Origin of the sequence: Chloroflexus sp. MS-CIW-1 (assembly GCF_030444705.1) — a bacterium.
Taxonomy (GTDB): domain Bacteria; phylum Chloroflexota; class Chloroflexia; order Chloroflexales; family Chloroflexaceae; genus Chloroflexus.
The window spans coordinates 2,382,346-2,406,671 of sequence record NZ_JAUBWR010000001.1; the positions used below are offsets into that span (position 1 = coordinate 2,382,346).

Below are 24,326 nucleotides of genomic sequence, written 5' to 3' on the forward strand. Positions count from 1 at the left end.
GTGCTGCGTGTATTGCTTCCGCACCTTAACAATAGAAGATTGTGGGTGACGTCGGTTGATTGCCATCGTAGCAAAAGGAGACTCTACCATGGAACTCATCGTTGACGAACGAGGCAGCTTCATTGGCAAACATCAGGGCCGTCTACGGGTCACAAAAGACAACGAATCGGTGAAAGAGGTCCCAATCATGCATCTGCGGCAGGTCATCATCTGCGGGAGTGGTGTTGGGATCAGCAGTGATGCAATACGTGCATGTAGTGAAGAGGGCATACCTATTCACTTCATCAGCACAAATGGCACCCCGTATGCCAGCCTGTACAGTGCCGGTCTCACTGGTACAGTACTCACTCGCCGCGCCCAGCTCCGCGCTTATGACGGCCCAACCGGCGTCGCCCTGGCGCGCAGTTTCACATTAGGGAAGCTAGGCAATCAGGCGAACCTGCTGCGTTATGCAGCGAAAAATCGCAAAGAACAGGCGCCCGAAGTGTACGAACTGCTCATGACAACGGCGGCAGAAGTTACCGATTACCAGATTGCTGTCGAGCGTTTACAGGCCGACACCGTAGACGACATTCGTGAAGAACTCATGGGCATCGAAGGTCGTTATGCAGCTCGTTACTGGCAAGCCATAGGTGCACTCATACCGCCAGAACTCAACTGGCCGGGACGTGAAACACGAGGTGCCAGTGATCCATTCAATCAGGCATTAAACTATGGCTACGGTGTTCTCTACAGACAGATTGAACATGCCATTGTCTTAGCCGGTCTAGACCCGTATGCTGGCCTGTTGCATGCCGACCGACCGGGCAAACCGAGCCTTGTCCTCGACCTGATCGAGGAATTCCGACAGGCCGTGGTTGATCGCCCGCTCCTCGGCCAGGTCACTCGTGGCTGGCAGATCGGTCGCGAAGAAGATGGACGGCTCGACCAACCGACTCGTGAGCGCATTGCTACCAAAGTCCTAGAGCGCCTCAATTCGACTGAGCCATACGAAGGTAAACGACAGCCGCTGCGACACATTCTCCAATGCCAGGCCCGCCACATCGCCACCTTCGTCCGTGGCGAGCGCGAGACCTACACACCGTTCATTATGGGGTGGTAACGGAGGTCAGCAATGCACTGTCTCGTTATCTACGACATCCCCAACGATCGCGCACGGCAGCGTGTAGCTGATGCCTGCCTCGATTATGGTTTGCAGCGGATACAGTACAGCGCATTTGCCGGTAATCTCAGCCGAGCCCATCAACGGGCGCTCTTCGGTGAAATCACCCGGCGGCTGAAGGGCCACACCGCAAACGTGCTACTGTTCGTCTTTGATGCTAAAACGTGGAGCGAACGGCGAACTCTGGAGCAACAGTATGATGATGCCTGATCTCGACACCATCGAAGTGAGTGACATTAAGCAATGGCGATACTGTCCAAGAGTTGTCTGGTATACCTATTGTCTGCCATCCATCCGACCGAAGACCGATCTCATGCGTCAAGGTGCTGCCAGTCACCGTGCCGAGGAAGATCGGGAAGAGCGCCGTTCGCTCCGCACATATGGATTGAAAAGTGGCGAGCGCTTCTTCCACGTCTATTTGCGATCAGAGCGCCTTGGCGTTCGCGGCATCCTTGATCTAGCGATTGCAATACCCAACCGATCAGACCCGGCAGCAAAAGTTGTCGTTGTTGACTACAAAGATAGCGAACAGAAAGCTGGTCCACACTTCAAACTGCAAGTTGGCGCCTACGCACTCCTGATCGAAGACGCCTGGGGACTACCGGTAGAAACCGGCTGGATCTACCACATACCATTACGCAAAGCCGAAAAAGTCCCGATCAGCCCGCAACTACGTCAAAACGTCCTTGAAACCATCGCGGCGGTGCAGAAAGCCATTCAAACCGAGGCCCTACCGGCGCCGCCGACCAGTCGCGCAATGTGCGTCAACTGTGAATTCCGCCGCTTCTGCAACGACGTTGTATAGAGTCGGCTCTAAAACTGCCCGTATAAACGGTCGACTCGCAACTCAGGCATCAAAGGTCTCGTATAAAGACCTTTGATGCCGAATACAAAGATCGCCTGATCGCAGATTTAAAGCATCAGAAAAGGATCAAAAAGCATCTCGCAACTCGGTAGCAATTTCACGCAAACAACGAGTTGCGACAGTGGAGCAATTCCCCCACTTGCGCAGTGTTCAAAGAACGATATAATGAATGTACAGAAAGGCTTATGAGGCGTCAGGGAAGAGGTACGAGGGTCAACACAGCGAGGGGGACGAAAAAGAGAGGCGAGCCCTTTCAACAATTTCGGCTCACGGTAGAGCACTGAAACTTTTCGTTCTTGCGTTGAAATGGACTTGATCGCTGCGTCTTTCAACAATTTCGGCTCACGGTAGAGCACTGAAACTTCGTTTCTACAACGGGAAATTGTTTCGGTTGGGTTCTTTCAACAATTTCGGCTCACGGTAGAGCACTGAAACTCTCGTTAACGTTGACCGCGCGCGGGCGCGGACAACCTTTCAACAATTTCGGCTCACGGTAGAGCACTGAAACCATTCCCGTCAATGCGGGGGAGTTTGTGAAGGAAAGCCTTTCAACAATTTCGGCTCACGGTAGAGCACTGAAACGTTGAGAGTGAAAGATTCTACACTCATCGCTACTGACTTTCAACAATTTCGGCTCACGGTAGAGCACTGAAACTGGTGCGACTATACGCAGCAAGGAGGTGGGGGCTTTCTTTCAACAATTTCGGCTCACGGTAGAGCACTGAAACGCTCTTAATCGTACTCGCGACTGACATCATCGATGTTGCTTTCAACAATTTCGGCTCACGGTAGAGCACTGAAACCCGCGCAGCCGCGTACTGCTGCTGCGTCAGCGCCGCGCTTTCAACAATTTCGGCTCACGGTAGAGCACTGAAACCTCGCGGCTAATCCCTACCCGCTGCAGCGCTGCGACCTTTCAACAATTTCGGCTCACGGTAGAGCACTGAAACACCAACCCCAACCCCTCTCACCGCGCTGGTGAGAGCTTTCAACAATTTCGGCTCACGGTAGAGCACTGAAACATCAAACGTCGCGAGAAACGCTGCCGCGCCGGCCAATCTTTCAACAATTTCGGCTCACGGTAGAGCACTGAAACATGTCGCTTGTGTTCAGCAACGCCAGCAACTATGCCACCCTTTCAACAATTTCGGCTCACGGTAGAGCACTGAAACAGCGGCGCGAACGTCAGGCGGCTGTGGAGCTGGCCGGACCTTTCAACAATTTCGGCTCACGGTAGAGCACTGAAACAATCGACGCTTTGCTTCTGCGTTGATTGCCGCGATCCTTTCAACAATTTCGGCTCACGGTAGAGCACTGAAACACGAGATGCTATCGCGCAAACTTGTTATTGCGCGCAACTTTCAACAATTTCGGCTCACGGTAGAGCACTGAAACTACACTCGTATAGTATCACAACCGGCACGGGTTGCCACTTTCAACAATTTCGGCTCACGGTAGAGCACTGAAACTACTCTTAATCGTGAGGGCAGTGTGGCGGTCAATCGCCTTTCAACAATTTCGGCTCACGGTAGAGCACTGAAACAACTTCCCCTCCCTCGCCTCGTTTATCATGCACAACCTTTCAACAATTTCGGCTCACGGTAGAGCACTGAAACTTGATTACGTACTGTGTCTCTACTATACCACACCACTCCTTTCAACAATTTCGGCTCACGGTAGAGCACTGAAACGAATTGGTTGCGCGGCTGGGCGCTAATCCAGATTATCTTTCAACAATTTCGGCTCACGGTAGAGCACTGAAACAGCAATTGGCGCAAATTACCCATTTGCTGGAACAACCTTTCAACAATTTCGGCTCACGGTAGAGCACTGAAACGCATTGCGGCGCTGGCGGATCAGGTGCGTTCAAGTACTTTCAACAATTTCGGCTCACGGTAGAGCACTGAAACAAATTAGACCAGACAACCTTCACTACCGCAACCAGCGCTTTCAACAATTTCGGCTCACGGTAGAGCACTGAAACAGTCGTATGATACGACCGCGACCGGCAAAAACGCAGTCTTTCAACAATTTCGGCTCACGGTAGAGCACTGAAACAATACATTCGCGTTGCTGCTGCGGCAGCCAACCCGCCCTTTCAACAATTTCGGCTCACGGTAGAGCACTGAAACTGCCGGTCGTCTTGCCGCTTCCACCCTTCCCAGCAACCTTTCAACAATTTCGGCTCACGGTAGAGCACTGAAACGCATTAAAAAGTGTCGGATTGTCGTTTAAGATACGCCTTTCAACAATTTCGGCTCACGGTAGAGCACTGAAACCTTTTTTGAAGTTTATTTACCGTCCGCGCCAACATCCTTTCAACAATTTCGGCTCACGGTAGAGCACTGAAACCGTTGACCGCAGCGCGCTGACGATCCGCGACGCTGCCCTTTCAACAATTTCGGCTCACGGTAGAGCACTGAAACCCGGAGCGCGTTTTGTTTGCGCTGCTTTCGGTATTGCTCCTTTCAACAATTTCGGCTCACGGTAGAGCACTGAAACACTAATCAACCCTATTTCCCAATACAAAAAAGGAGCCTTTCAACAATTTCGGCTCACGGTAGAGCACTGAAACAACTCAACACTGTGCTCTTCCGCGTCGTAGCGTGGAACCTTTCAACAATTTCGGCTCACGGTAGAGCACTGAAACCACATTGTCGCACCTCCCTCATGCGCAACAAGCCCCCTTTCAACAATTTCGGCTCACGGTAGAGCACTGAAACTTGAGCACGATCCCGGCGCACACAAAACTCCTGCCAGACTTTCAACAATTTCGGCTCACGGTAGAGCACTGAAACCATCACCCACCCACGGGATGAGGTACGCCGGCAGTGCTTTCAACAATTTCGGCTCACGGTAGAGCACTGAAACTCGGCGTAAGGGAGGTACTATATGTCGCATTCTGGCCTTTCAACAATTTCGGCTCACGGTAGAGCACTGAAACCGCAGCGCGCTGGGCTGTCGCGAACGGTGAAAAACCCTTTCAACAATTTCGGCTCACGGTAGAGCACTGAAACCCAGCCCGACGCTGACAACGTTAAAACAGTAATTCATCCTTTCAACAATTTCGGCTCACGGTAGAGCACTGAAACGTAAAAGCATCAATTCGCACATCTATTTGCCCAACCCCTTTCAACAATTTCGGCTCACGGTAGAGCACTGAAACTACCGCGAGCGCGTTCAAATATTCTGCTACGTTTCCCTTTCAACAATTTCGGCTCACGGTAGAGCACTGAAACAACGTTAATTTCCCGTCAACAACACCCCACGCGCCAGGTTCCCCTTTCAACAATTTCGGCTCACGGTAGAGCACTGAAACCCGATGTCGGCGATCTAGCAAGTTCGCTTTATAGCTTTCTTTCAACAATTTCGGCTCACGGTAGAGCACTGAAACGCGAAACGCGAAAATCCGACTCTAATTTTCGCAAAACTTTCAACAATTTCGGCTCACGGTAGAGCACTGAAACTTTCTACATCTATCGACGGGGATGAAGAGGGAAGGACCTTTCAACAATTTCGGCTCACGGTAGAGCACTGAAACCGATGAAAAATTGTGTTACGTATTTTACTGAATCTGCCTTTCAACAATTTCGGCTCACGGTAGAGCACTGAAACCGAAAAACGCTAACGCGATCCCGCGATCTGCGTTCCACTTTCAACAATTTCGGCTCACGGTAGAGCACTGAAACCTTCTATCATAGCATATCGCACAAACGTTTGTCAAACCTTTCAACAATTTCGGCTCACGGTAGAGCACTGAAACTCCAGCGCTGACAGTAGACAACACTGAGTAGTTCGCCTTTCAACAATTTCGGCTCACGGTAGAGCACTGAAACCGATGAAAAATTGTGTTACGTATTTTACTGAATCTGCCTTTCAACAATTTCGGCTCACGGTAGAGCACTGAAACTCGAGTGATGGGAATAATCCGAATCGACTCGTAAACCCTTTCAACAATTTCGGCTCACGGTAGAGCACTGAAACGACTTTTCGCGCGTTCCAAAACGATGCGAAATGTCTCTCCTTTCAACAATTTCGGCTCACGGTAGAGCACTGAAACTCCTCACACACAACAATGCCCGTTCGCACACACGCGAACTTTCAACAATTTCGGCTCACGGTAGAGCACTGAAACCAGCGAGCGATCGGTGATGGAGACGAACCGTTGCATGATCTTTCAACAATTTCGGCTCACGGTAGAGCACTGAAACTGATGCTGTCGCCGCGCTGGCACTGGGATGTCACCGCTTTCAACAATTTCGGCTCACGGTAGAGCACTGAAACATCCAGCATGGTGTAGATCGCAGTATCGGACGGGTCCTTTCAACAATTTCGGCTCACGGTAGAGCACTGAAACCTCGCTACAGGAGTCATCCTCGTCTGCACGCACAGCCCTTTCAACAATTTCGGCTCACGGTAGAGCACTGAAACTCGGTGTAGCGTCAAGTCCTAAATACTGCCAGCCTTCCCTTTCAACAATTTCGGCTCACGGTAGAGCACTGAAACTCTACCTATTGACCATGCCTCTAGGCAGTACAACACCGCCTTTCAACAATTTCGGCTCACGGTAGAGCACTGAAACATCATTGCCTTTGCGTTCCTCTGGGCAATCTTCCACACCTTTCAACAATTTCGGCTCACGGTAGAGCACTGAAACGTTGTCATGAATCAGAGAGGTGCCGACAATGAAAATCCTTTCAACAATTTCGGCTCACGGTAGAGCACTGAAACTCGTGATGATGGGGGGAATCGCGGCGTGACGTATGACTTTCAACAATTTCGGCTCACGGTAGAGCACTGAAACGTGCTAATGTGTCTTCGACGATTTCCCTTACAGTGCCCTTTCAACAATTTCGGCTCACGGTAGAGCACTGAAACGGGGTCGTTCGTGTTCGAGCGTGATGGCCGACCGACGATCTTTCAACAATTTCGGCTCACGGTAGAGCACTGAAACTGCTTTGTGTAGATCGATGCGAGTTCGATAAGCCGCCTTTCAACAATTTCGGCTCACGGTAGAGCACTGAAACTGCTACCCCTCCTGTGCTAATGTGTCTTCGACGATTTCTTTCAACAATTTCGGCTCACGGTAGAGCACTGAAACATAAGTAGCCCTCGTCCTCGTCCCAAACGACATTGTGCACTTTCAACAATTTCGGCTCACGGTAGAGCACTGAAACTCACCGGCGCGGGTCAGCTCGGCGCAGCGCTGATCACTTTCAACAATTTCGGCTCACGGTAGAGCACTGAAACCGTTACAACGCAACACTTGATTGTACGCGGCAAAGTGTGCTTTCAACAATTTCGGCTCACGGTAGAGCACTGAAACCGCACCGCGACTACAATTCACAGTCTCGACAAACTCGCTTTCAACAATTTCGGCTCACGGTAGAGCACTGAAACATAACGAACGAAGAGGTTTTGTACGCTACCAAACAGCTTTCAACAATTTCGGCTCACGGTAGAGCACTGAAACTCGTTGGCCGCATCGGTTAACGTATCGTACTCGAAAACCCTTTCAACAATTTCGGCTCACGGTAGAGCACTGAAACCGAACGGGTGTTTGGTTTGTCTAATCATCCGTTTCCCCTTTCAACAATTTCGGCTCACGGTAGAGCACTGAAACTCCAGCGGCAGGCGATGAACCACCCTTGTCAAGGGGCTTTCAACAATTTCGGCTCACGGTAGAGCACTGAAACGCGTTTGATAAACGTCGCTTTGCCGACCGGCTCACGCCCCTTTCAACAATTTCGGCTCACGGTAGAGCACTGAAACAACGCTGTGCGCCCAAAATTCCAACTCGTTATCACTCACTTTCAACAATTTCGGCTCACGGTAGAGCACTGAAACTCCTTCACAAACTCCCCCGCACCGGCGGGGATGAGCTTTCAACAATTTCGGCTCACGGTAGAGCACTGAAACCGTGGAGTGGTGTGACCGCGTCGTCGGGTATCGCGCCACCTTTCAACAATTTCGGCTCACGGTAGAGCACTGAAACTCCGGTGCGATAAACGCGCTGCGGAAGTCAAGATCGTCTTTCAACAATTTCGGCTCACGGTAGAGCACTGAAACCAAAACTGGGAACGATATTTGTGGAAACAAGCGGGCCTTTCAACAATTTCGGCTCACGGTAGAGCACTGAAACTTGGCCGAGCGGAACGCCGACCTCCTCAGCCGCGACGCCCTTTCAACAATTTCGGCTCACGGTAGAGCACTGAAACGCAATGTTGATTGAAATACGCGAACCCCGCTGTACGGCCTTTCAACAATTTCGGCTCACGGTAGAGCACTGAAACGCTCTACCGCGACCTCAAACGCGCATTTCAACAGTTCCTTTCAACAATTTCGGCTCACGGTAGAGCACTGAAACTCACATTTTTAAGGTGTGAGGGTTTTGGTATAAGTCCTTTCAACAATTTCGGCTCACGGTAGAGCACTGAAACGCGATAGCCGGAATTATTGACGTTTCGCAAACGTTCCTTTCAACAATTTCGGCTCACGGTAGAGCACTGAAACGCGACTAACCGGCGCGTCGTAGAACAAAGCCCGCTGGCTTTCAACAATTTCGGCTCACGGTAGAGCACTGAAACTCCAGAGTTGCCAGGTTTTCATCTTCGTTCTCCTTTCCTTTCAACAATTTCGGCTCACGGTAGAGCACTGAAACCTTCGCAGTACAACATCGCGATACTCAGCCATCCGCCTTTCAACAATTTCGGCTCACGGTAGAGCACTGAAACAGTTGTTCGTTTCGTTAACGAATCCAACCGCCGCACCTTTCAACAATTTCGGCTCACGGTAGAGCACTGAAACATGTTGTTTGTCTCGGCACTGCTGCGGCGGCTGGGCCCTTTCAACAATTTCGGCTCACGGTAGAGCACTGAAACAACACTTGCAGATTTATACTTAAACAGTCTAAAAACCTTTCAACAATTTCGGCTCACGGTAGAGCACTGAAACTCGTTTGACGGGAATAATCCGCGTCTCTACGCGGATCTTTCAACAATTTCGGCTCACGGTAGAGCACTGAAACGGCGGCTGAGGAGCTGGCCGGGCTGTTGAAGATCAACCTTTCAACAATTTCGGCTCACGGTAGAGCACTGAAACTCGTTTGACGGGAATAATCCGCGTCTCTACGCGGATCTTTCAACAATTTCGGCTCACGGTAGAGCACTGAAACTCGCCTTCAGTGAACACGCTCGTTTTCTCAAGCGACAAGCTTTCAACAATTTCGGCTCACGGTAGAGCACTGAAACTCCCAACGTCGCGCACCAACAGCAGATCATCAATTTCTTTCAACAATTTCGGCTCACGGTAGAGCACTGAAACTCGTATACTTCGTACAATCGTCGCGTGTCGCCGGTCGCCCTTTCAACAATTTCGGCTCACGGTAGAGCACTGAAACATGATCCAGCCCGCGCCCCAACCCGCGAGCGGGTTGGCCTTTCAACAATTTCGGCTCACGGTAGAGCACTGAAACTCACAACCGTCCCGACGAGATACACCATCTCTACCCCCCTTTCAACAATTTCGGCTCACGGTAGAGCACTGAAACTTCATACTCAACACACACCCACCACCATCCAAGACCCTTTCAACAATTTCGGCTCACGGTAGAGCACTGAAACAATAGCAGGTTTCACGCTCTACTTGATCATCCGTGCTCCTTTCAACAATTTCGGCTCACGGTAGAGCACTGAAACTCGTGGTGAGGGGGGGAGAGGGAAAGGGGGACGGCCTTTCAACAATTTCGGCTCACGGTAGAGCACTGAAACCGGTAGCGCAACGGATTTTGTCGAGGTGCTCAGCTACGCCCTTTCAACAATTTCGGCTCACGGTAGAGCACTGAAACACGTACAAATTAATGTTGCCAGTCTGGGAACAAGCGCCCTTTCAACAATTTCGGCTCACGGTAGAGCACTGAAACCGAGACCCGCGATTACCGCGTGGAGTGGTGCGGTCGCCCTTTCAACAATTTCGGCTCACGGTAGAGCACTGAAACTCTAACATCATCTGTCGCAACTGTTGAAATGCGCGCTTGACTTTCAACAATTTCGGCTCACGGTAGAGCACTGAAACTCGTTCCGACGCTCATTGAGTTTGCCACCGGTGTACCTTTCAACAATTTCGGCTCACGGTAGAGCACTGAAACAGCTGGTGTAGGGGTTTTATTTGTTGTGTCACGGGCCTTTCAACAATTTCGGCTCACGGTAGAGCACTGAAACAACGCCCGCGCTTTGCTGACAAGTGCGATCAGCAAGCTTTCAACAATTTCGGCTCACGGTAGAGCACTGAAACGTCCCCGTCTCACCGTCTCAAAATCAACCAAAACCCCTTTCAACAATTTCGGCTCACGGTAGAGCACTGAAACCATTTTATAACCTCCTTAACAGCGACAAAGCGTCGCTTTCAACAATTTCGGCTCACGGTAGAGCACTGAAACCGTTGCGCAAGCTGTTGCCGCAAACACAGCGAATTGACTTTCAACAATTTCGGCTCACGGTAGAGCACTGAAACGTTGAAGGCTACATCATACCGACTGCTTGGGATGCGCTTTCAACAATTTCGGCTCACGGTAGAGCACTGAAACCGCTGTTGCGCGATATACTAAAGATGTAGGTATTAGCCTTTCAACAATTTCGGCTCACGGTAGAGCACTGAAACAGCGCGGCACAAGTCGCGCTTGCAAGCGCGGCGGTCCTTTCAACAATTTCGGCTCACGGTAGAGCACTGAAACGTGCCGACTGACGGGGAATAGATGAAAACATCAATCCTTTCAACAATTTCGGCTCACGGTAGAGCACTGAAACTCGCGGGTGTCGGAGATGGTGACATCTACGACATCCCCCTTTCAACAATTTCGGCTCACGGTAGAGCACTGAAACTACAGACATAGATCGATTTCAATATTGCGAATGATGCCCCTTTCAACAATTTCGGCTCACGGTAGAGCACTGAAACGCCAGCCGCTCGGCATCGAACGCTACCAGCGTACCGCCCTTTCAACAATTTCGGCTCACGGTAGAGCACTGAAACTTCTTCTAGCGATCCGCTGGCAGCGCTGGCAGCGCAGCCTTTCAACAATTTCGGCTCACGGTAGAGCACTGAAACCGATCAGCGCGCCAACGCTCTAAAATTGACAAAATCCCTTTCAACAATTTCGGCTCACGGTAGAGCACTGAAACCGTTCGGGCTTCCGGCGCTGCGAGGCGCGTTTAATATCCTTTCAACAATTTCGGCTCACGGTAGAGCACTGAAACCGCCGCGTTGCGCGATCCGCGCACGCGGGAAGCGGGCCTTTCAACAATTTCGGCTCACGGTAGAGCACTGAAACCGAACTAATATTAATAGAAGCGTTAAGATTCGCAATTGCTTTCAACAATTTCGGCTCACGGTAGAGCACTGAAACGCTTGACAAATTGGCGCGGACGCGGTATAGTATAGAATTTCAACAATTTCGGCTCACGGTAGAGCACTGAAACCCTGGGTAACGGAAAATCTGTTTTAATGTCATTTTACCCTTTCAACAATTTCGGCTCACGGTAGAGCACTGAAACCACGGCCCGCGTTCCGGCGCGGCCAAAGTAAGTTTCTTTCAACAATTTCGGCTCACGGTAGAGCACTGAAACGGCTCAACTTCACTGCGAACGGACGGCTCCCAAATCTTTCAACAATTTCGGCTCACGGTAGAGCACTGAAACCTCGTCTTCACACAGCAAAAACCCTTCCGGCGAAACCCTTTCAACAATTTCGGCTCACGGTAGAGCACTGAAACCAGCGAGTCGTACAGATGCTCTACGCGCTTGATGCCTTTCAACAATTTCGGCTCACGGTAGAGCACTGAAACGGAGTTGGGTTACTGGAGAGATGTTGACGATCCCGCCCTTTCAACAATTTCGGCTCACGGTAGAGCACTGAAACACGAACCCGCTCACTTTCGAGGATGTGGCTCCAGCCGGCTTTCAACAATTTCGGCTCACGGTAGAGCACTGAAACCCGAGACGGTTTTCTTTCTCAACACACTGTATGATTCTTTCAACAATTTCGGCTCACGGTAGAGCACTGAAACCGTCAACCAGAATGCGAATGAGCGCACGTCCGTTCGCACTTTCAACAATTTCGGCTCACGGTAGAGCACTGAAACTAGATCAAAAGTTGCATCGCGAACCGGTGCGGTCTCGCCTTTCAACAATTTCGGCTCACGGTAGAGCACTGAAACTCGGTCATGAGCGTGCACAAAGCGCTCACGACCTTCGCCCTTTCAACAATTTCGGCTCACGGTAGAGCACTGAAACGCTCCCCCACCCGCGACTCGCAGCCCGGCCCGTCGGCTTTCAACAATTTCGGCTCACGGTAGAGCACTGAAACGGTCATTGCGACGACGGTGACCGCGATGATGTTGACCTTTCAACAATTTCGGCTCACGGTAGAGCACTGAAACGGTCGATCAGCGCGCTTCGATCATCAGCGTCGAGCTGCTCTTTCAACAATTTCGGCTCACGGTAGAGCACTGAAACCTTCCTTCTCACCTTCTTCCTCCTCTTCCTCTTCGTCTTTCAACAATTTCGGCTCACGGTAGAGCACTGAAACGAACGAACCTCGATCGTAGCGCCCCCGACACGCTCCTCCTTTCAACAATTTCGGCTCACGGTAGAGCACTGAAACCGACCATCGGCATCATCGTTGTCGCGGGCGCGGTCATCCTTTCAACAATTTCGGCTCACGGTAGAGCACTGAAACCTCACATTCAACGCCGTCTGGACAACGTTCCCGCTCATCCTTTCAACAATTTCGGCTCACGGTAGAGCACTGAAACATTCGCCCGCACGGATCTCGAACGTGCCGGAACCACCCCTTTCAACAATTTCGGCTCACGGTAGAGCACTGAAACGCGATCAGATAGACCGCCCACATAAGCTGAGGGAAGCCTTTCAACAATTTCGGCTCACGGTAGAGCACTGAAACGAGCGGATCCGGGAGCGTTGTGACAACATATGTCACCCTTTCAACAATTTCGGCTCACGGTAGAGCACTGAAACAATCTGCGCAACGAACGAAGCCACAAACTGCACGAACCTTTCAACAATTTCGGCTCACGGTAGAGCACTGAAACGCGTTGCGCGGACAGCAGTTGCGACTGCAATTGTACTTCTTTCAACAATTTCGGCTCACGGTAGAGCACTGAAACCGCCGCCCGCGCCCAATCCTCGTTGCGAAATTTAAACCTTTCAACAATTTCGGCTCACGGTAGAGCACTGAAACGCATACGTTGCGATGTACCCAACTTGTGTACCATCCCCTTTCAACAATTTCGGCTCACGGTAGAGCACTGAAACGCTTTGATCGCGTCTTCAAGAGAAGCGAACTCGAGCCTTTCAACAATTTCGGCTCACGGTAGAGCACTGAAACTTACTCCTTTTTCCTCACCGAACTCCAATATACCACACTTTCAACAATTTCGGCTCACGGTAGAGCACTGAAACCGTGGATTGGTCGCGGTGGGCGAACGAAGACACATTTCCTTTCAACAATTTCGGCTCACGGTAGAGCACTGAAACTAACGCCGAGCGCGGCCTGGATCACAACCGCGTTGCGCTTTCAACAATTTCGGCTCACGGTAGAGCACTGAAACGCAGTACTCAATAGCCGCCGTCGGATTCGTCAAGCTCTTTCAACAATTTCGGCTCACGGTAGAGCACTGAAACGTGTGTACTGCCGGATGGCCGGGGCGCGTACCGTTACCACTTTCAACAATTTCGGCTCACGGTAGAGCACTGAAACGTTGATGCTCGGTTGCTGGAAGGTACGCACCTTCCGGCTCCTTTCAACAATTTCGGCTCACGGTAGAGCACTGAAACCTGTAGTTAGCGCACTAATCGCAGTTTGAATAAACTCTTTCAACAATTTCGGCTCACGGTAGAGCACTGAAACTTCGCTAATTCCGTCATCGCCTCCAGCGCTTGTTGCCTTTCAACAATTTCGGCTCACGGTAGAGCACTGAAACGCATCATACATTGAACTCGTACTGTGTCGCGATGTCTACTTTCAACAATTTCGGCTCACGGTAGAGCACTGAAACCGTTGATTGTCGCAATCGCCTCAACAATCCGCCGTTGGCTTTCAACAATTTCGGCTCACGGTAGAGCACTGAAACAACTCATCAAATTGATCGAGCCGGTCGTTGGCGCTCCTTTCAACAATTTCGGCTCACGGTAGAGCACTGAAACTGAGGTTGTGGCGGGGGCGGAATATGCCGGTACCACCTTTCAACAATTTCGGCTCACGGTAGAGCACTGAAACGGCATGTCCTACGGGGTGAGGTACACAGGTCATATGCTTTCAACAATTTCGGCTCACGGTAGAGCACTGAAACTCTCGGTTTCGCGAGCGACGGGCGGAACGCAGGCGGACTTTCAACAATTTCGGCTCACGGTAGAGCACTGAAACGATGTTACTAGCATGGGCGGTTGGGGAGGTGTGCGTGCTTTCAACAATTTCGGCTCACGGTAGAGCACTGAAACTCGAGGTCGTGAATGCGCCCCCCCCCACCAGTCGCGTCTTTCAACAATTTCGGCTCACGGTAGAGCACTGAAACCGGTGACATGTGCTAAATCCAAGACGTATCAGAATGCCTTTACACAGCGAAAATGGGGCGGTTTAGTAAGCCGCCCCGTTTGTGTTGAGCGTGTCATTCAAGAAGAGTCTTGATCACTATCAGCCTTTTCGTGCTATTGTCATCAGGCGTTTGAGTTTTAAGCGACTAACGCACGGATGACGTGACAAATCGCTTTGGGATGCCAGAATGGTAGAGACGATGATGAGCGGCTTTCTTGATCATCGAGTTCGTCCGGTGAAGGGATGGGTAGGTTAGATGGGTCTGGAGGTGGACTGGCTGGAGGTGGGGTTGTGGGGAGGGTAGTTGTCTTGCGCAAACGATGGGACTGACGGTTCATGGTCGCCTCCTAGTTCTGAATATATGGGGGATCATCAATAAAAACGTTTTCCTAGCCTGAAAGTTACGCTGGTTGGCGGGGAGATTGTGCAAAATGGACAATGCGGTTGGCGGTTTGGCGTTGCTCGGTTGCGAAGCGGATCATCGTTATGTGCGGTGGATGGCTTCAGTGAGCTGGGGGAAAAGCGGTTGTCTTGTGCCGGCGATGGAACTGATGGCTCATGACTGTATCCTGAGTCTGAGCAGATGGTAGATCATTTCATAGAAAAGAAAAGTACGAATCGTGGAGTGCGTCGGTAAATGCCAGGAATAGGAATTACAAAGTTGCCGTTTCGGTTGTGTTTGGTAGGCCAATGGGCTTCATTTGCACACATTACTAGTACATCGCTCTCTTGCCTTTACGCTTTCTCGCCTTTCTCTAGCCTGTGGTACAATGCGAGAAGTATATAGATGACCTCGGTGAGGGTGACCGATGCAGATCACGCTGAATATTGAGCAAATCCGGGCTGATACTCCTCTGCCACCAATTTTTCGTGTTCGCCAACGCTGGCAAACTATGCCTTTGACCGATGTCACGGCTACAGTGCGGGCTGAACTTGACCGCCTGGGTCTGGCGGCACGTATTCGCCCAGGGATGCAGATCGCAGTGACTGCCGGTAGTCGCGGGATTACCAATATTGTGCAGATTACGGCCGCAGCAGTTGGTTGGCTGCGTGATCACGGGGCACTGCCTTTCGTTGTACCAGCTATGGGTAGTCATGGCGGTGCAACGGACGAAGGGCAAGTAGCGCTCCTTGCTTCACTTGGGATTACCGAGCAAACGGTTGGCTGTCCGATCCGGGCTACAATGGACGTGGTTGAATTGGGTCGAATTGCCGATGGTACGCCCGTCTATATGGATCGGTTTGCTGCCGAGGCCGATGGTGTGCTGGTGATTAATCGGATTAAGACCCACACCTCTTTTAAGGCGCCGATAGAGAGTGGATTAGCAAAGATGTGCGCAGTTGGCTTAGGAAAGCGACACGGCGCCGAAATTGTCCATCGCACTGCGGTGTACGGTCTGAAAGAGCAGATTGTGCCCATGGCGCGCATGATCGTTGAGCGAGGGCGTGTGCTGGCCGGGCTGGCAATTCTCGAAGATGCACGTGATCAGACTGCTGCTATTGTTGCTCTTCCCCCTGACGAAATTGGTGGTGCTGGTGAGGCAGAGCTGTTGCTCCGGAGCAAAGAGATGATGGCCCGGCTGCCCTTCGACCGCCTTGATGTGCTGGTTGTTGATCGGATCGGTAAGAATATCAGCGGCACCGGTATGGATACGAATGTGATCGGGCGGTTGCCTATCCCTGGTGAACCACCTCCTGACCGACCGGTGATCAACGTGATCGTGGTGCTTGATTTGACCCCCGAAACGCACGGTAACGCAAACGGTATCGGGCTGGCCGACATTACGACTGCCCGTCTGGCTGCTAAGATCGATTTTCATGCGACATATGTGAATGTTTTAACCGCTGGTTTGGTCGGTTTGTGTAAGGGTGGCTTGCCGATTACCCTGCCGACCGAGCGTGATGCCGTAGCAATGGCTGTCAAGACGTGTGGGCAACCTGATCCGGCTGCGGTGCGGTTGGTACGTATTCCTGATACGCTCCATCTGGAAGAGTTGTTGGTGAGTGAAGCTCTCTTGCCAGAGGTCGCGGCCAACCCCGATCTTGAGCTGCTTGGCCCTGCCGAGTGGATTCTTGATAGTGAAGGATAGTTTTTGATGCTCCACCATCTCTTCCATTATTGGGATACGGCTGCACTTGATACGTGGGAACGAGCGTCACCATTATCTGCCGATGATGTGCCTGCTCGGATTGCAATGATCAGTCCACCGTTCCAGACTCCCTCTGCGTTGGCAATTATTCCGAGTTGGGCTGCCGATACGCCGCCAGCAAGCTGGATTGAGTTGCAATTACGAGTACAACAGCAGGGCATCTGGAGCGGTTGGTTTCGTATCGCAGCATGGGATAGCGATGGAACGCGGCGAAGCAGTTTTTCGTCGCAGACGAATGAGTTTGGCTCGGTTGCTACTGATACCCTTCTCCTGAAGACACCAGCTCAGGCTGTGCAGGTGCGTGTGTTACTCTGCGGCTTGCCTGGAGCAGATATGCCTGAGCTTACTGCACTCGCTCTCTGCGTCACAACGACGGCAAAACCAGCGGGTTTTGCCTCTCCACCGGCACTCTCGGCAATTGGGTTACCGCTCTTGCTCTGTCAGTACGACTATGCCGGTGGTGAGGGATGGTGCAGTCCAACCGCAGTTCATATGGTGTTGGCATACTGGTATGCACAATTAGCCGATCCACGTTTGGCTCCTTTTGCGCAACGCGAGACGCTCCCCGAATTGACGGTGGCCGGTATCTTCGATCCGGGCTGGGATGGAACCGGTAACTGGTCGTTTAATACTGCATTTGCTGCTCGTTTTGGTCTGCGCGCCTACGTGACTCGGCTCGATACCCTAGAGCAGATTGGTCGGTGGACGGCTGCTGGCGTACCGGTAGTTATCAGTCTAGCCTGGGAAACCGGTCAGATTGACGATGCCCCCGATCGTACTGCTGGACATCTCACGATCGTGCGTGGTTTTACCGAGACACATGCTTTGATCGCCGAGCCTGCCGGACGTAACCGATTACTGCGGGCGTACCCTCAAAGGCAGTTAGCAGCTGCCTGGCAAGCCAGTTCAAACGGTACTGTTTACCTGATCTATCCGCCTGACTGGCCTCGTCCGCAACCCGGTCTCGCTGACGCATGGGTGTGAATTGGCTATGCGTATTCTTGTTCTGGCTCCGTATCCAGCATACCCGCCGCGCAGCGGAGGAGCACTGCGGATGTTTCATCTGTTACGTGCTCTGGCCAAACAACACACCGTTACGCTGCTGAGCTTCGCCCCCGACGAATCGGCTGCACAGGCGCTTGCTTCGTTGCAAAACCTGATGCACTTGCAGGTCGTCATCGGTCCGTCTCCACGTTCATTATTCCAACGTGCGTTGACCACCGTGTTTAGCCCGCAACCCGATATGGCATTGCGCAATGCGAGTATGGCGTATACTACGGCATTGCACAAGCTGCTGACCGATCAGCAATTTGATGTGGTGTTGGCCGAAAGTATCGAGATGGCGCCCTACCTCCTCCAGGTTCGTAAGGCAGGTCTATACACGATCCTCGATGAGTTCAATGCCGAATATCTCCTCCAACGCCGTGCGGCTCTTACCGATTTACGCCGTTTCCCGGCGCCGAAAGCGTTGATCGGTGGTATCTATTCACTTATTCAGTGGCTGAAACTAGCAGCCTTTGAACGGTATGTTCTTCAGGTTGTTGATCGGGTAATTGTTGTTTCAGCCGAAGATGAACTGGCGCTACGCCGACTGGCACCTCATGCGAAACTCCATATCGTACCAAACGGCGTAGACTGCACGTATTTTGCCCCTCCAACCAAGGCACCTCCCCCGACCAATGATCTGGTCTTTGTCGGCACGCTCGACTATCGGCCAAATGTTGATGCTGTGCTGTGGTTTGTTGATGCGGTGTTCCCCCTAATCAAGCAAATGCATCCTACGTTGCGGCTACGACTGATCGGACGACGCCCACATCCGAAAGTGCTCGCTCTACACGATGATCGGCATATCATAGTAACCGGCGAGGTTGCCGATACACGTCCGGCACTGATGGAAGCTGCGGTTGTTGTAATTCCGATGCGAATAGGTGGTGGCTCACGGCTGAAATTGTTAGAAGCGTTAGCAATGGCTACGCCCGTTGTCAGTACGTCTTTTGGCGCTGAAGGTGTCGCCGGTTTGCACAACGGCGAACATCTGCTGCTGGCAGATACCCCGACTACATTTGCTCAGGCCGTCTCACGTCTGATAACCGATCGTGCATTTGCGCAACAATTGGGTCTGGCTGGGCGTACCTTTGTGTGTGCCAATTACGATTGGACACGCATTGCACCACGATTGGAAGCCGCGATCAGTCCAGCAGCTATACTTACGTCTTGACGGGAAAGGGGTGACCGGCGAGTTGCACTATATATGTTTTGTTGGCCCTGGCTTCTCTTGTACCAGCAAAGACGAATTCGTTCAGAAGCCTCTGGCATCGTGAGCATACTGTGGTACAACACACCTTCCCCAGATTTTACACGTCGCAAGAGCACCTAAACCTGTTTTGCTACGATGTTACCACTCTCATATGCGTTCACTCATTGACGGTTTCAGCTATCCATTGCGTGCGATACGGTTCATCGTCGGGCAACCGGTGCTCTGGCGTTATATTGTGATGCCAATTGTACTGAATATCATTGTGGGCTTGGCACTCTACACCACCTTGTTGTGGGCTGGTTTTCAGGCAACTGAGACTTTTCTTGTCGGCTGGCCGGTATGGATCGAGTGGTTTGTACGAGGGCTGCTGGTTATTGCCCTTTTTTTGGGGCTTGGATATATACTGGTGCGCTTCGGGGTGGTTCTCGGCTCTCCTTTTTATGGACGCCTGTCAGAATTGATTGAAGAACGTTTGCGCGGCGTCGTCAGAACCGCGCCACCACCAACTTCGGCATCCGTCATGCACGATGTGTTGTGCGCACTTCTGTTTGAGTTGAAGAAGTTTCTACTGATTCTGCTGATCGGTACCCCAGCTCTCTTGCTAAACCTGATTCCTGTCGTGGGAACCCTGCTGGCGACTGGCGCCAGTGTGACCCTCGGTGTGACCATCACTTGTCTCGACTTCTTTGATCCACCTCTTGAACGGCGCCGACTTTCGTTTCGTGGCAAACTGAGCTTTATTCGCCGTCATCTGCCGGCCAGCGCCGGATTTGGTCTGATATGCCTCGGATTGGTAAGTATACCGTTCTTCAACCTGATTGCAGTACCGATTTGCATTACTGCCGGTACCCTCTTCTTCTGCGAATACGACAACCTATCCAGGTAAGGAAACAATGCGATAAATATTGCCATTATGGTCGTCGGAGACAAAGATCGTACCATCTGCCGCGATAGTGATTCCCGCTGGTCGTCCCCAAGCCCCACCACATTCCTGTTGCGGATGATCACGAAATCCGGTTAGAAACGGATCGGCACTGACCGGCATTCCATTGCTGACCTGAATGCGCTGTACCCGACAATCACGGTGCGTCTGGTCGGCATTCCAGGAGCCGTGGTACGCAATCAGGATATCACCATCGGCAAGACGCGCAATACCGAGAGGGGAGTAATGGGCTAGATCGGTGAAACGAGCCGGTGTCGCCAGGTCACACGTGTTGAAGGTAGCATCGAGCGGTACACGCTCGTCACGCACTTCTCTGGCATCGTTCGGAACAGGACCAACCACCGCCGTATAGCAGTATGGCCAGCCGTAATGTTTTCCAGCCTCAACCTCAATAATGACCTCTTCCGGTGGCAGGTCGTTCCCAAGACCATCACTGCCGTTATGAGTTGCCCAGAGTCTTCTATCGGGCAAGAAGATAAAATCAACGCTGTTCCGTAATCCCTCGGCCCAGACGGCCCGCCGACGGAGGTCGGGATCATTGACAAACGGGTTGTCGGCTGGAATATCCCCCTCTAATGTGTAGCGTAAAATGGCAGCCCGTCGTGGATCGCCTTCACTACAACCGACAGTAATATTGCATTTTGAACCGACCGCGACGTAGAGCATGCCATCAGGCCCGATACGTGCCGTTCGGGTTGAATGACCACCATCGTTTGGCAACCCGTCAACAACCACGCTCGTTTCCGAACGGTCAAACACTCCATCAGCATTGCTGTCGTGCAATCGCCAGACAGTCGCATTGCCGGCAGCGTATAAATCTTGACCGTACCATTCCAGGCTATGAACACCGGTCAGATTCGCTACAACGACCGTTGTCTCATCCGATCTCCCGTCACTGTTCTTATCTGATAGACGTACAATACGATTGGCACCACGCTCGGCAACATAGAGTTGACTGTCGGGGCCGATTGCCATCAGGCGAGGCCGGTTAAGACCGTGTGCGTAGAGACGCACAGCGTATCCTTCAGCAACCTGTAAGCGAGTGCTGACTTCGTCGTCAGACGGAATGAGCGCTCGGTGCTCGACAAAGGGCAAGAATAAACGATAAGCTGCCTGGGCCAGCCCCACCCCACCGACAATCAATACGACGAACACAATCAGTAATGTGTGCCGTTTCATTCTTGACCCGCACTTTTGCCAAGCGGTGTATTGTCCTCAGTACAATACACCGCTTTCACCGGCCAGAAAAACTTACCGGTTGAGACGCGCTTTGATCTCTTCTGTCAGCAGCGGCAAAATCTCGTTTACATCACCAACAACACCGAGCGTCGCAATGCGGAAAATAGGTGCTTCCGGGTCTTTATTGATGGCCACAATGGTGCGGCTAGTTCGCATTCCGGCCAGATGCTGGATCGCGCCACTGACACCGGCAGCGATATAGAGTTTAGGACTGACCGTCTTTCCGGTCTGACCAACCTGGTGCTCATAGGGAACCCAGCCATCGTCAACAATCGCTCGTGAAGCACCGTAAGCACCACCCAGAGCCTCAGCCAATGGTGGAATCAGGCGATAGTAGTTCTCTTTATTGCCCAAGCCCCGGCCACCGGTCACGATAATTGCAGCGTCAGTCAGGTTGACTGCACCAGCCTTGGGCGCCACCGACAGTACTTCAGTACGTGGGGTAAGTTCGGCTACCGTTAGCTCGGTAATTGGTGCGCTACGGTCGGGTTGGGCAGCAGCTTCTGGGAAGCTCTGCTTACGCACCAATGCCACGACCGTCGTCCCTGCGGCGAAGCGATAGGTATTAATGACATTGCCACCATGCGACGGTCGTGTGACCTGAAGAGCACCGTCAACCACTTGAATATTGGTTGCATCGACCACCAGACCAGCACCAAGATCGGTTGCCAGCGCTGCGCCAAAATCGCGCATCTGGAAGCTGGCTCCGGCAAGAATCAGCGCCGGCTGAAACGCCTTGACTGCTGCAATCGCTGCTGCAACATAACCGTCGGTTGTGTATTGACGTAGTGCCGGTGCATCAATCGTATAGACCTGATCGGCGCCAAAATTACCAGCACGTGCCGCAATGGCTTTTGTCGGCCCAATTGCCAGTGCTGCCAGCGAACCACCTAAAGCATCTGCCAGTTGCCGCCCCTTGCCGAGCAACTCGCGCGAAATGGCGGCCAGATCATCGCCAACTGCTTCTAGAACAACCAGTACGCCATTCATGATCTGCTCCTTTCCGCGCTTAAATCACTTGATACTCCAACAGCTTATCGACCAGCTTGCGAACTTTGGTGGCCGCGTCCGGCCCGTCGATGATCTCGCCCTTGGGACGAGGTGGCGGTGGTACGCGCTCGACAAGTTGGGCGGTTGGGGTAAGGTCGGTGGCATTCAACCCCAGATCGGCGGCTGTCCACACTGGTGGCTCAACCTTTGCCACACGCTTGATTTTGAGGAGCGAGGGATAGCGTGGTTCGTTAATATCTTTGATCACCGACATCACTGCTGGCAGGCGACAGGCAACTGTCTCAATCACACTCTCTAGATGACGTTCAACTTTAAGCATTCCGCCGGGTTGCAGTTCCAACACCTTGCCAACATATGTTACCTGTGGCCAGCCCAGCAAGCGCGCCAGCGCAGGTGCAAAAGCACCACTCTCATCGTCGGTACTGTTGCGGCCGGTGATAACCAGATCAACATCTCCCAGCTTACGAACGGCAGCCGCAGCCACACGAGCGGCTGTAATCGGATCAAGCTGAGTAAATGCTGGATCGCTGAGCAACAGTGCATCAGTTGCGCCCATTGCCAACGCCCGCCGCAACTGCTCGACCCAGTCAGAGGTGCCAATAGAGAGTGCCGTTACCTTACCGCCGTGCTGTTCATTCCAACGAATACCCTCTTCGAGCGCGTATTCGTCGAAGAGGTTGATAATCTTCTCGATCCCCTCGGCGTCGATGGTCAAATCCGGTCGAATCTTAACCGAATTGTCGCGGGGGACCTGCTTCAAACACACAACAATGTGCATGATGGCCTCCTTCGTACCACAAAGCGATAACGCACTGCATTATAACAGAGGATTGCCTTCACGTATTGATGTGCAAGGCAGCCGGAATATCGCGAGCGTATTGGAACAAGCCAGAAGGCAATTGTGCAAGTTGTAAAGCTAGATCAGCACGTACACCAACTAGCGTCACCTTGGCGCCGAGTAACCGTGCGCCTTGCCCAACCCGAATCAGGGTCTGCATGATCAGTTCATCGAATGTTGCCATGCCATTCACATCAATCACAACTGCCCGTGCCCGTCGCTGCTGAATAGCCTGCAATAAGGTCTGTTCAAGTTGCTTGCTCCGTTCTGCATCAAGATGACCTACAAGCGGTAAGAAGAGCGTGTGCGGTCCTAATGCGGTCACAGGTAGGCTCAAAGCCCTGATCGTTGCCTGCAATTCTCGTTCGCGAGCAAGTTGCGCCTGTTGCGCCTGCAATGCGGTTGCTAACTGGTGTTGCCGTTGCTGGTTTGCCTCTAGCAAACGCTGAAACGCATCGCGCAAGCGTTGGAGCTGTTTGATCGAACCAATCGGACTAAGTTGACCATGGGTTTCGGTTTGGGCAAAGTATTCGGCATCAGTCGTGAGTCGATCAACGTACTTCGCTACCTGCCAGTTTAACGTAACCGCCATAGTTATCGCAAGGACAGTTGCAAGAGCAACAGCAAACGCGGCATACCAGAAACCTTCATTAACGATACGTTCCAGAGCGTCGATCGCTTGCAGATACTGCACTTCATACTCTCGCTGGGCACCGACGACCAGACTGTGGATGGCACGCACGTTGCGGTGATAATCAGCGGTGCTGATCATTGCCTTGGCTTGTTCACGGTTACCACGATCCAAAACGGCGAGCGCTGCATCGTGTTGAGAAACCATCACATTAAAGCGCGCAGCCAGCTCTATTTCAACGAAACTACCACCTTCCTGTGGCATGGATTCCTCGAGAAAGGAACGCACCATTGCCCGCTGTGTTTCAAGGATTGTGCGATCACTCTGACGTCCGGCAATAATCTCGCTCACGTGGTACTGTTCAAGGAGAATCAGCGACTCGCTTTGAGCAACTTCAACCAGATCGTTCGCCACCTGATCGACCTTCTTGATAGCCTGAGCGACACGCTGTTGCGTCACAATGGCGAGCACCCCAAAGAGAACGAGGGCAATTACCAGCGGTGAGAGTGATAAGATGAGACGAGTACGTAGATCCATACGGCTAGCACGTTAATGAGTAGACAGTGACCTTACCTACATATATTACTGCATAAACGGGGTCTTAGCGAATGAAGCAGTACC

Annotated in this window: 12 protein-coding genes and 1 CRISPR repeat array; of the genes, 7 read left to right on the forward strand and 5 right to left on the reverse strand. The window is 52.0% G+C overall.

The window, feature by feature from the left end:
• The first annotated feature begins 88 nt into the window (after positions 1-88).
• The 3 genes from cas1 to cas4 are packed head-to-tail and all read left to right on the forward strand — an operon-like array spanning position 89 to position 1,967.
• Positions 89-1,102, forward strand: coding sequence for a CRISPR-associated endonuclease Cas1 (gene cas1, locus QTO31_RS09450; RefSeq protein WP_031460734.1), 1,014 nt, complete (start codon positions 89-91; stop codon positions 1,100-1,102).
• Positions 1,103-1,114: 12 nt separating this feature from the next.
• Positions 1,115-1,372, forward strand: coding sequence for a CRISPR-associated endonuclease Cas2 (cas2, locus tag QTO31_RS09455; protein ID WP_031460733.1), 258 nt, complete (start codon positions 1,115-1,117; stop codon positions 1,370-1,372).
• The gene (gene cas4 / locus QTO31_RS09460; RefSeq protein ID WP_031460732.1) at positions 1,359-1,967 is read left to right on the forward strand and encodes a CRISPR-associated protein Cas4; all 609 of its coding nucleotides are present in this window, start codon (positions 1,359-1,361) and stop codon (positions 1,965-1,967) included. Before cas2 ends, cas4 begins: the two co-directional genes overlap by 14 nt.
• A 310-nt stretch (positions 1,968-2,277) precedes the next feature.
• Positions 2,278-14,616: a CRISPR direct-repeat array (repeat unit 37 nt; unit sequence CTTTCAACAATTTCGGCTCACGGTAGAGCACTGAAAC).
• Between the two features lie 157 nt (positions 14,617-14,773).
• On the opposite strand, the gene QTO31_RS09465 is transcribed toward cas4, so the two are convergent.
• Positions 14,774-14,974 carry a hypothetical protein gene (locus tag QTO31_RS09465; RefSeq protein ID WP_301428898.1) on the reverse strand — a complete coding sequence of 67 codons (201 nt, stop codon included), beginning with the start codon at positions 14,972-14,974 and terminating at the stop codon, positions 14,774-14,776.
• Between the two features lie 471 nt (positions 14,975-15,445).
• Between QTO31_RS09465 and QTO31_RS09470 the strand changes: the two genes are divergently transcribed.
• The 4 genes from QTO31_RS09470 to QTO31_RS09485 all read left to right on the forward strand — a co-directional run bounded on the left by QTO31_RS09470 (position 15,446) and on the right by QTO31_RS09485 (position 19,929).
• The gene (locus QTO31_RS09470; protein ID WP_301428899.1) at positions 15,446-16,726 is read left to right on the forward strand and encodes a lactate racemase domain-containing protein; all 1,281 of its coding nucleotides are present in this window, start codon (positions 15,446-15,448) and stop codon (positions 16,724-16,726) included.
• 6 nt (positions 16,727-16,732) lie between these two features.
• The gene (locus QTO31_RS09475; RefSeq protein ID WP_301428900.1) at positions 16,733-17,770 is read left to right on the forward strand and encodes a C39 family peptidase; all 1,038 of its coding nucleotides are present in this window, start codon (positions 16,733-16,735) and stop codon (positions 17,768-17,770) included.
• A 7-nt stretch (positions 17,771-17,777) separates the two neighbouring features.
• On the forward strand, positions 17,778-19,004 hold the full coding sequence (locus tag QTO31_RS09480) for a glycosyltransferase (RefSeq protein WP_301428901.1): 1,227 nt from the start codon (positions 17,778-17,780) through the stop codon (positions 19,002-19,004).
• A gap of 190 nt (positions 19,005-19,194) precedes the next feature.
• Entirely contained in the window at positions 19,195-19,929 is a 735-nt protein-coding gene (locus QTO31_RS09485; RefSeq protein ID WP_301428902.1) for an EI24 domain-containing protein, read from the forward strand.
• On the opposite strand, the gene QTO31_RS09490 is transcribed toward QTO31_RS09485, so the two are convergent.
• From QTO31_RS09490 to QTO31_RS09505, 4 genes are all read right to left on the reverse strand, one after another.
• Positions 19,918-21,165, reverse strand: coding sequence for a PQQ-dependent sugar dehydrogenase (locus QTO31_RS09490; RefSeq protein ID WP_301428903.1), 1,248 nt, complete (start codon positions 21,163-21,165; stop codon positions 19,918-19,920). The genes QTO31_RS09485 and QTO31_RS09490 overlap by 12 nt on opposite strands.
• A gap of 72 nt (positions 21,166-21,237) precedes the next feature.
• On the reverse strand, positions 21,238-22,215 hold the full coding sequence (locus QTO31_RS09495) for an electron transfer flavoprotein subunit alpha/FixB family protein (RefSeq protein ID WP_301428904.1): 978 nt from the start codon (positions 22,213-22,215) through the stop codon (positions 21,238-21,240).
• 19 nt (positions 22,216-22,234) lie between these two features.
• Positions 22,235-23,014, reverse strand: a complete 780-nt coding sequence (locus tag QTO31_RS09500; protein ID WP_301428905.1) for an electron transfer flavoprotein subunit beta/FixA family protein — start codon at positions 23,012-23,014, stop codon at positions 22,235-22,237.
• Positions 23,015-23,072: 58 nt separating this feature from the next.
• Positions 23,073-24,242 (reverse strand): STAS domain-containing protein, encoded by a 1,170-nt coding sequence (locus QTO31_RS09505; protein ID WP_301428906.1) that lies wholly within the window; start codon positions 24,240-24,242, stop codon positions 23,073-23,075.
• Positions 24,243-24,326 lie beyond the last annotated feature (84 nt).

Coding starts and splice junctions, on each gene's coding strand:
- cas1 (WP_031460734.1), top strand. CDS start 89: ATGGAACTCATCGTTGACGAACGAGGCAGCTTCATTGGCAAACATCAG.
- cas2 (WP_031460733.1), top strand. CDS start 1,115: ATGCACTGTCTCGTTATCTACGACATCCCCAACGATCGCGCACGGCAG.
- cas4 (WP_031460732.1), top strand. CDS start 1,359: ATGATGATGCCTGATCTCGACACCATCGAAGTGAGTGACATTAAGCAA.
- QTO31_RS09465 (WP_301428898.1), bottom strand. CDS start 14,974: ATGAACCGTCAGTCCCATCGTTTGCGCAAGACAACTACCCTCCCCACA.
- QTO31_RS09470 (WP_301428899.1), top strand. CDS start 15,446: ATGCAGATCACGCTGAATATTGAGCAAATCCGGGCTGATACTCCTCTG.
- QTO31_RS09475 (WP_301428900.1), top strand. CDS start 16,733: ATGCTCCACCATCTCTTCCATTATTGGGATACGGCTGCACTTGATACG.
- QTO31_RS09480 (WP_301428901.1), top strand. CDS start 17,778: ATGCGTATTCTTGTTCTGGCTCCGTATCCAGCATACCCGCCGCGCAGC.
- QTO31_RS09485 (WP_301428902.1), top strand. CDS start 19,195: ATGCGTTCACTCATTGACGGTTTCAGCTATCCATTGCGTGCGATACGG.
- QTO31_RS09490 (WP_301428903.1), bottom strand. CDS start 21,165: ATGAAACGGCACACATTACTGATTGTGTTCGTCGTATTGATTGTCGGT.
- QTO31_RS09495 (WP_301428904.1), bottom strand. CDS start 22,215: ATGAATGGCGTACTGGTTGTTCTAGAAGCAGTTGGCGATGATCTGGCC.
- QTO31_RS09500 (WP_301428905.1), bottom strand. CDS start 23,014: ATGCACATTGTTGTGTGTTTGAAGCAGGTCCCCCGCGACAATTCGGTT.
- QTO31_RS09505 (WP_301428906.1), bottom strand. CDS start 24,242: ATGGATCTACGTACTCGTCTCATCTTATCACTCTCACCGCTGGTAATT.